The organism is Thiolapillus sp., from assembly GCF_048562965.1.
GTDB classification, from domain to species: Bacteria; Pseudomonadota; Gammaproteobacteria; order Chromatiales; family Chromatiaceae; genus Thiolapillus; species Thiolapillus brandeum_A.
The window spans coordinates 1-8523 of sequence record NZ_JBHNMF010000107.1 but is presented as its reverse complement, the minus strand read 5'-3'; the positions used below and the strand labels follow the sequence as shown (position 1 = coordinate 8523).

Below are 8523 nucleotides of genomic sequence, written 5' to 3'. Positions count from 1 at the left end.
CCACCACAGTGCGACCCAGCCGAACCACTGAGGATGATTAACGACAAATCGCTTTATCCCGCTGTTTCGGTATCTTCAGAAGATAACAAAATGAATATTCAATTAAATATTGAAAATAATGGATTAAAAGTAATTGACCAATGAAAAAGACAAAAGAAGAGGATTTGTACCGGGACGCGGCAAGCTGGGAAACAGATAGGCTTGTATCCGCGAAAAAATCGGAATCTCGCGCTTGGTGGGTTGCGGCTATCGCCACGGTGTTGGCAATAGCGGCAGTGTTTGCCGTGGCAGCACTCACACCCCTTAAAACCGTTAAACCGTTCGTGTTACGGGTGGACAACACGACAGGCATTGTAGATGTGGTCGCTGGCTTGGAGAATGCGAAAAACCGGGACTATTCTGAGGTAGTCGATAAGTATTTTCTCTCAAAATATATCAGGATCAGGGAACGCTATTTGATCCCAACATTGCAGAGTGACCGTTATGCGGTCGGGCTAATGTCTTCTCAAAAAGTATCACAGCAATATGCTGAATACACCGATCCAGACAGAAATGAAAAAGCCCCTGTTCGTGTTTACGGAAACAGCGCAAGCGTCACTGTCAAGATTCGCCTGATAACTTTCTTATCAAAAAATGTGGCTATCGTGCGCTATACAAAACTTGTGGAAAGAGCGGGACAACGGAACCCGCCTTCCCACTGGGCGGCAACCATCACCTTTTCATACACCAACGCGGAAATGGCGCCTGAAGACCGCTTGATAAGTCCATTGGGGTTCATTGTGGATGATTACCGTAATGATCCTGAGTTTGTTGGAGAATAAACTATGAAAAACACATTTTCGATAGTTCTACTCATTGCGTTCTCTGCGATGCTCAATGCCGCTGAAGTACCTAAAAGCAACGGCTTTGATTATCGGATTACTTCTGTCGATTACAACCCTGCCCAAGTCATTATTATTCACAGCCACTACGGTTTTTCAACACACATTCAATTTGGTGCAACTGAGTTGGTAGATAAAGTGGTTCTCGGTGATAAGGATGCCTGGAAAACTGCCAAGACAGCCAACCATCTGTTTATTAAGCCAACCGCGAATAAAGCCGACACCAATATGACCGTTTTAACCAACAAACGGACGTACAACTTTTTGTTGTTGGCAAGTGAGGCAGAAACCCCAGATGCAAAACAAATGCTTTTTCAGCTTGATTTCGATTACCCCGACGAAAAAAAATCAAAAGCCGACGATGTAAAAAAAATGGAATTGCTTAAACAAAAGCTCACCGATGAAGACCCGATTTCTCCCAGCAATTGGAATTACTGGATCAAGGGCAGTGCATCCATTGCGCCAGAGCAGGCATTTGACGACAACCGCTTTACCTATCTTGAGTTTGCCCCAGGCACAGACCTTCCTGCCTTTTTTATGGAGGATGAACATGGAAAAGAAAGTCTTATCAATATCCATATTAAGGACAATACGGTAATTCTCCACAAAGTCTTTAAACGCTTGGTATTGCGTCGCGGGGAAAATGTGGCCTGTATCGTCAACAAGGGCTATCAACGCAAACAGCAAGGGGCTAGCACAGGCTCCACAGACCCCGATATTCAGCGAGTAATCAAGCAATGAGCGACAAGAACCCAACAGAGGAAGCTGAAATCCAGGACGAAGAGGCCGAGCGAGGTTTTCCTTCGCTCAACAGAGAACGACCCAAAGGGGCGAACACCCTAGGCATACTGGTAGTATCAGCTATTGCCGGGGTTGCCCTGATTTGGGTTAATGGTGGTTTTGGCGACAAAACCCCTGAAGTGGTACAACAGCAGGGGCGCGTCAGTAGCATCCTGCCCCCTCTTTCGAACCCACCGCCACCGCCGCCACGGGAGCAACCCGCTCCCACGCCTGTGGTGGCTCAGGAACCCCCAAAAAAGAACGAACCTGTGCCAATCTATATCCCACGACCCCAACCAATCCTACGGGCGCAAAAACCCACTAAGAAACCGATTACACCGGAAGAGCGCAAACGCAAATCTGACCTATTTGCGACGAAAGTCGGCAGTAATTCGGGTGCGTCGCCTTTTGTAACCATGAACCATGGAAACGGCAATCGGGGCGGGGGAACTTCGACGCTGGTAGGCATGAGAGACACCATTGAAGCCGATAGCCTCGATGCTCGTTTATCCCCTTCACGCCTCAAAGGCTCGAAAGCATCGATCATCATAGATCGATCTTTCATGCTCACCCAGGGGACATTTTTAGATTGTGTGTTAGAAACCGCGCTATCTAGCGATGTACCAGGGATGACCGCTTGCCGCTTGTCTCGGGACGTATATTCAGCCGATGGCAAATTATTATTGCTCGAACGTGGCTCAAAATTAGTCGGAGAATACCAATCTTCCCTACAACGCGGACAGGCTCGATTGTTCGTGATCTGGACACGGGTAGAAACGCCAAACGGCGTTATTGTTTCCCTCGATTCCCCAGGCACGGACGCACTCGGACGCTCCGGGCTATCGGGCTATATCAACCGCCATTTTTGGGAACGATTTGGCGCGGCAATGTTGCTTTCCTTGGTCGATGATTTTTCCGCTTATGCCTTAGCGAATACAGGCAACACTAACGGTGATTCAATCGAATTTTCAAACACAACCAAAGCCAGTGAGGACATAGCTACTATTGTCCTGAAAGATTCCGTAGGCATTAAACCCACATTGGTGAAAAACCAGGGCGATCACATCAATATTTTTGTCGCCCGTGATCTGGACTTCAGAGGAGTGTATGACATTGAACTTACAAACTGACACCTCCGGTCCTTTGCGTGAAAACCTGCAAATTTTATCGGCTTTTCTTGATAACGCCGAAAATACCGAAATTTGTATAAACGCCCCAGGGGTTGTTTTTACGGAATCACGCAAGGGCTGGAAGCGCCACGAACTGCCAGAACTCACCCTTGAAAAATGCCGCCACCTTGCCAAATATATAGCAAGCTATTCAGGACAAAAATTAGATGAAGTCACCCCGGTGGTTTCAGCAACACTGCCCACGGGTGAGCGGGTTCAGCTTGTCACAAGCCCCGCTGTTCCCCGTGACCGCGTATCAATTACCATTCGCAAACCATCCAACGTGGAATTGTCCCTCGATGATTACCAACGCGCTGGCGCTTTTGATGTAGTTCAAGATTCGGCTGAAGACCTTTCGCCTGAAGAAGAACAACTTACCCAACTTCAACAACAAAAACGCTACAAAGAGTTTTTGGAACTTGCGGTTGCCTCGCGCCAAAACATCATCGTTTCCGGCTCCACAGGTTCCGGTAAAACCACGCTGATGAAAACCCTTATCAATTTGGTACCGAATGATGAACGGTTACTTTCGATTGAAAATGTGGATGAACTGAAAATCTACGTCTCACATCAGAATGTGGTGCCGCTGTTTTACAGTGCCGGGGGGCTTGGTGTATCTGAAATTGACCAGCAACAATTACTGGAAAGCTCCCTTCGGATGAAGCCAGACCGCATCTTTCTTGCAGAACTGATACGCGGGGACGAAGCTTTCTATTATCTCCGAAATGTCAATTCTGGACACCCAGGATCGATTACCAGTATGCACGCCAACAGCGCGAAACTGGCAATAGAACAACTGGTGCTTTTCCTTAAAGAATCACAGTCAGGCTCCACCATGAGCCGCCAGGACATAAAACAACTGCTTTTCATGTGCGTTGATGTCATCGTACAAATGAAAGTTATCAACAGAAAGCGAGTAATCACGGAAATATACTATGATCCTCTATTCAAACGCGCCCAAATGGGCTAAAGCACTCATTGTTGTTTCAGGGATATTGCTTTTCTGCGCCGCTTTCGCATACATTGCGGCAATGCTGTTCCTGTTGCTTGTCAATCTGGACTACAACAACGCCAACCTAATGACCCTATACGATTACTACTTCATCTATAAAGACGATGAAGCCGTCATGTCTAAAATGGGGTTAGCCGCTTTCGGTGCTATAGGGGTTCTTCTACTGCCCTTGGCGCTGTTTTTTACGCCTAAAAAACGCTCTTTGCATGGCGACGCAAAATTTGCCGTGGCAGCCGACATCAAAAAAGCCGGGCTTTTCTCAGAGGATGGCATTATTGTTGGAAAATACAGAAACAAATACCTGATCCATGGCGGGAGTGAGCATGTTTTGATGGCGGCTCCCACCCGTTCAGGTAAGGGTGTCGGTATCGTAATACCGAACCTGCTTGCCTGGAAAGGTTCCGCTGTCATCCTCGATATAAAAAAGGAGAACTGGGATTTGACAGCGGGTTTTCGTAGAAAACACGGACAGCAAACCTATCTATTCAACCCTGCTCCCAGGGACTATAAAACCCATTGCTGGAATCCGCTTTTCTATATTAGCGATGATGTAAACTTTCGCATCAACGATATTCAGAAAATAGGTGGGATGCTTTACCCGGATGTAGACGGTTCTGACCCCATCTGGTCGGGTTCTTGTCGTTCCTTGTTTCTCGCGTATACGCTGTATCTGCTGGAAACAGACGATTTACCTGTCACCCTTGGCGAAATCTACCGACAGGCAACATCTGGCGATGCTGAACGCTATTTAGAAATCTTTAAGGAGCGTGAAGAGCAAGGCAATCCTTTGTCTTCGGAGTGTATATCCGCTTTCAATGATTATCTTGATACCTCGAAAAATACCCGTTCATCCATCAGAAAAACATTTACAGCACGACTTGAACTGTGGGCAAACCCCGTCATTGATGCCGCAACTTCAACCAATGATTTTGATCTGCGTGATCTGCGAAAAAAAGCCATGTCCATCTATGTGGCAATAACCCCTGATGATCTGGATCGTCTCGCACCAATCACTAATTTATTTTTTCAGCAGGTAATTGATCTCAATATAAGAGAGCTCCCCGACTACGAAAACCCCGACAGCGAATACAAACACCAGGTGTTAATGCTCATGGACGAATTCACCTCATTGGGGCGCTTGAATTCACTTTTTAAAGGGGTTTCATTCATTGCAGGGTTTGGACTGCGCCTACTGCCCATCATCCAGTCCCCTTCTCAGCTACGAGATCAGAAGCTTTACGGTGTTGAAGGGGCAAACACCTTTATGGAAAATCACGCCTTGCGTATTGTGTTCCCGCCCAAAGATCACAAAATAGCGGAAGAAATTTCTAATACGTTGGGTTTTGAAACAGTCAAAAGCCGTTCTCGATCAAAGCAACTTTCCGGCAGTGGGGGTCGGTCTTACTCCGAATCTGACCAGCGCCGCGCCCTGCTCTTGCCCCAGGAGATCACCCAACTGGGAGCGCGTAAGGCGCTTATCATTCTCGAAAACTGCCCCCCCATTAAAGCGGTTAAAATCCGCTACTATGAAGACCCCGTGTTCACTCAGCGGCTTCTCGATCCCCCAGGCGTACCAGAAGTGACCATTAAAGAGCGACAATCCGGCACTGTCATTGATATTGCCGCTCGCACTGTTACCCGTGCCGTCACGCCGGAAGACGTGGCAAATATCGAAAATATGACTCTTGACGATTTTTCTTGTGAGTTCTCCGGTATTGCCATTCCAACCGATAATGAAAACTTAACAGACGAAGAACTTGAAGCTATGGCAAATGACTTTTTAAATAAAATTACGGGTGAAGCGGCATGAGCAAACAGCCGCAACAACCAATAATTGCGCCTGAGTTTGACAAAGAAATAGGCGATCTTTTTAAAGATAATTCTGTTCAATCTGAATATGACAAACTCCATGCCAAACTTGAAAACATGCCACAAGGCGGCGAACGATTGACCGATGAAGAGGCACAGCGACTTGCTGAGTTAGCCGATGAACGGATTTCAGATAAAGACCTGAACACCGTTGGTGGTGCAGGTAGTCAATCACTCAACAACCTTTCTCCCGCTAGACGTGCCGCCCTATGGGATGCCTCAGCACTTGCCGGCGCAGGCTACGAGGTCAATCATGCCAACGAGGAATTACATACTATCCACGAGCGTGAGCTACGCTTTCAGGCACAACGCGCTGAACAGAAAACCACCCAAATACAAGATAAAGAAGAACAGGAACAGCTTGAGCGCGAACAAAAAAAAGAAATCGCTAAAGCCAGGGCAGAGGAAGCCGCTTTAAAAGGCCGTCAATACCAAATCGCGAACCTTGATATTGTTCCCGAACAACATCAAAAAACCCCCTTGCTGCCTGATAAGTTGATGAAAAAGTATGTGGAAGTGGACGGTAAGTTCTATTACGGCAACGCGACCGAAAAACTTGCTTTTGAGGACGCAGGAGACAAGCTAAAAACCAAGCTAGACTCCACCGCCTTGGCAAAAGACATGGTGGAAATTGCCGCCGCCCGTGGTTGGAGTCATTTACAGGTAAAAGGCTCCGAGTCGTTTAAACGCGAAGTGTGGCTAGAGGCACAATCCCAGGGAATTGAAGCAAAAGGCTATTCCCCAACCGATGCCGATAAAGCGGCATTAAAAAAACTACAGCAAGACAGGGGAACGCATACTGAGAACAGCATAGAAGCAACAGCGATTCGGGAGAAATCACCCGAGGAAATCGCAAAAACACACCCCAACCTTGCGCCTTCCGCCACGGCAATAGCCTTGGCTGAAAAAGTCGCTAACCAATTACCCGACAACCAAAAAGAACGGTTTGTTTCAAGTGTCCGCGAAAAACTCGCGGACAACGTGGAACAAAACAAACCCCAGCCTGAAATAAAGGTCAAAGAGACCGTTCAAACCCTCGATGAAGAAATTACCCAGGAGCGATAAAATGCCTACAGATACCTATCCCGTTGCTATTTTGAATCTCAATAATCCCAGCCTTACCATTGCCGTTACCATGGAGGAAGCACAAGAACTGGGGGCATTTGAGGAAACCGCGCTTTCAGAGCAAGATGCGAAAGAAGCATCTGAAAGGGAGGGTTAATAAATGTCCAGTGCGCAAAAGTCTTATAAAAAGCCCTATTACGAGCAAGTCGCTGATAAGCTCATTGAGCAACTGAAAAAGGGGACAGCCCCTTTTCAGAAGCCTTGGGAACCTGGAAATTTGGCAATGCCGCATAATCCGGTGTCCGGTGCAAGATACAAAGGTAGCAATGCCTTTTGGTTACAAATGCAGGAGCGTGAAGACCCTCGATGGATGACTTACAAACAAGCGCAATCTATCGGGGCGCAGGTTCGCAAAGGCGAAAAAGGCACGCTGATTCAATACTGGAAATTCACGGAAGAAAAAATCAAACGGGATGCCAATGGTAAGCCTGTTATTGGGGCAGACGGCAAAAAGGTCAAACAAACCACCAAGCTTGATAAACCCCGCGCTTTTTCTGCCAGCGTCTTTAATGCCGAGCAAATCGACGGCTTGCCTGAGCTTAAAAAAGTAGAGCCTCGATGGGATCGACATGAACGCGCTGAAAAAATATTAGCCGCGTCTGCGGCCAATATTTCCCACGACCAGGAAGACCGCGCTTTTTATAGTCCCTCCACCGATAAAATCCATTTACCCACTAAAGAGCAATTCCCTACGGCAGATAACTATTACGCCGTTGCCCTGCATGAGCTTGGTCACTGGACGGGACACCCCTCGCGCCTTGATCGTGATTTGACGGGTTCTTTCGGTTCTGAAAAATATGCTAAGGAAGAATTACGCGCTGAAATATCATCCCTGATGGTCGGGGATGAATTAGGCATAGGGCATGATCCTTCAAATCATGCCGCTTATGTCAATAGCTGGATCAAGGTCTTGCAGGATGATCCCAAGGAAATTCTCCGTGCCGCACGGGACGCTGAAGCTATCAAGGATTACATCCTATCCAGCGAACAGAAAAAAACCGCGACTGTTCAAGCATCAGCGAAAAAGGAACCCCCTGTTTCTTCGGTTGATGAAGCCGCGCAACGGTTAGCCGGTAGCTTTAAAAATCCGGCTGATGCTGAACGCTTTATTGCCGCCGTAAACAAGAACGTCGCCCAGCGAGTACAACACCATTACCACGACCAGGAAGAAGAACTGGAGAGATAGTGATGAAATCCACAATCCTATTAACTGCAATTGGTTTGTCAACTTTCTTTGCTGTAACTTACAACAACCCTGTCTTTTCTGCTTCTCAGGATGAATGCGCTATCTGGATTTGCCTTCCTGGTGGGTTTCCATCGGGCTGTGCTGCCGCGCATTCTGCGATGGTCAAACGGGTACATAAACTAAAGCCGCCTTTGCCGCCTTTTTCGGGTTGCGCTGAAGACGGTAACTTTTCTGCAACAACGGCTGTTTCTGCTTATATTCCCGCACATAAGGAGTGCTTGAATCAGGGAATTACGCTTGATGGAATCGATTGTATGGAATGGGAAGATGTTGGGGAATCTTGGGTTCCCGGTTCTTTTTGTGCGCCAGGGCTGGATGATGAAGAGGATTCACGCACAAAAGGATGCACAAGAACAGACATGGAGATAAAAATCTATGAAAATGGGCAGTTATGGGGGGAGGCTCCTTTTTATGTCAATGTTAATAATTGATGAACCTGGG

9 protein-coding genes are annotated in these 8523 nt (G+C 47.3%); all 9 read left to right on the top strand.

Translation table 11 applies throughout. From position 1 onward, the window contains the following. The first annotated feature begins 140 nt into the window (after positions 1-140). Genes ACOCD2_RS07790 through ACOCD2_RS07750 form a run of 9 tightly spaced genes read left to right on the top strand, consistent with a single transcriptional unit; the run spans position 141 to position 8513 of the window. Positions 141-821 (top strand): virB8 family protein, encoded by a 681-nt coding sequence (locus ACOCD2_RS07790; RefSeq protein WP_293644399.1) that lies wholly within the window; start codon positions 141-143, stop codon positions 819-821. A 3-nt stretch (positions 822-824) separates the two neighbouring features. Then, complete coding sequence (virB9, locus tag ACOCD2_RS07785; RefSeq protein ID WP_293652927.1) at positions 825-1622, top strand: P-type conjugative transfer protein VirB9; 798 nt, start codon at positions 825-827, stop codon at positions 1620-1622. Beyond that, complete coding sequence (gene virB10, locus ACOCD2_RS07780) at positions 1619-2791, top strand: type IV secretion system protein VirB10 (protein ID WP_419595548.1); 1173 nt, start codon at positions 1619-1621, stop codon at positions 2789-2791. The genes virB9 and virB10 overlap by 4 nt, the downstream gene beginning before the upstream one ends. Next, positions 2775-3800 carry a P-type DNA transfer ATPase VirB11 gene (gene virB11, locus ACOCD2_RS07775; RefSeq protein ID WP_305800616.1) on the top strand — a complete coding sequence of 342 codons (1026 nt, stop codon included), beginning with the start codon at positions 2775-2777 and terminating at the stop codon, positions 3798-3800. The genes virB10 and virB11 overlap by 17 nt, the downstream gene beginning before the upstream one ends. Then, entirely contained in the window at positions 3766-5652 is a 1887-nt protein-coding gene (locus ACOCD2_RS07770; protein WP_293644391.1) for a type IV secretory system conjugative DNA transfer family protein, read from the top strand. Before virB11 ends, ACOCD2_RS07770 begins: the two co-directional genes overlap by 35 nt. Further along, positions 5649-6776, top strand: coding sequence for an LPD7 domain-containing protein (locus ACOCD2_RS07765; protein WP_293679621.1), 1128 nt, complete (start codon positions 5649-5651; stop codon positions 6774-6776). Before ACOCD2_RS07770 ends, ACOCD2_RS07765 begins: the two co-directional genes overlap by 4 nt. A gap of 1 nt (position 6777) precedes the next feature. After that, positions 6778-6933, top strand: coding sequence for a conjugal transfer protein TraD (locus ACOCD2_RS07760; protein WP_293701601.1), 156 nt, complete (start codon positions 6778-6780; stop codon positions 6931-6933). 3 nt (positions 6934-6936) lie between these two features. Further along, positions 6937-8022: an ArdC family protein gene (locus ACOCD2_RS07755; RefSeq protein ID WP_305801384.1), complete on the top strand. Its 1086-nt coding sequence runs from the start codon at positions 6937-6939 to the stop codon at positions 8020-8022. Between the two features lie 2 nt (positions 8023-8024). Continuing rightward, positions 8025-8513, top strand: coding sequence for a hypothetical protein (locus ACOCD2_RS07750; protein WP_293652598.1), 489 nt, complete (start codon positions 8025-8027; stop codon positions 8511-8513). Positions 8514-8523 lie beyond the last annotated feature (10 nt).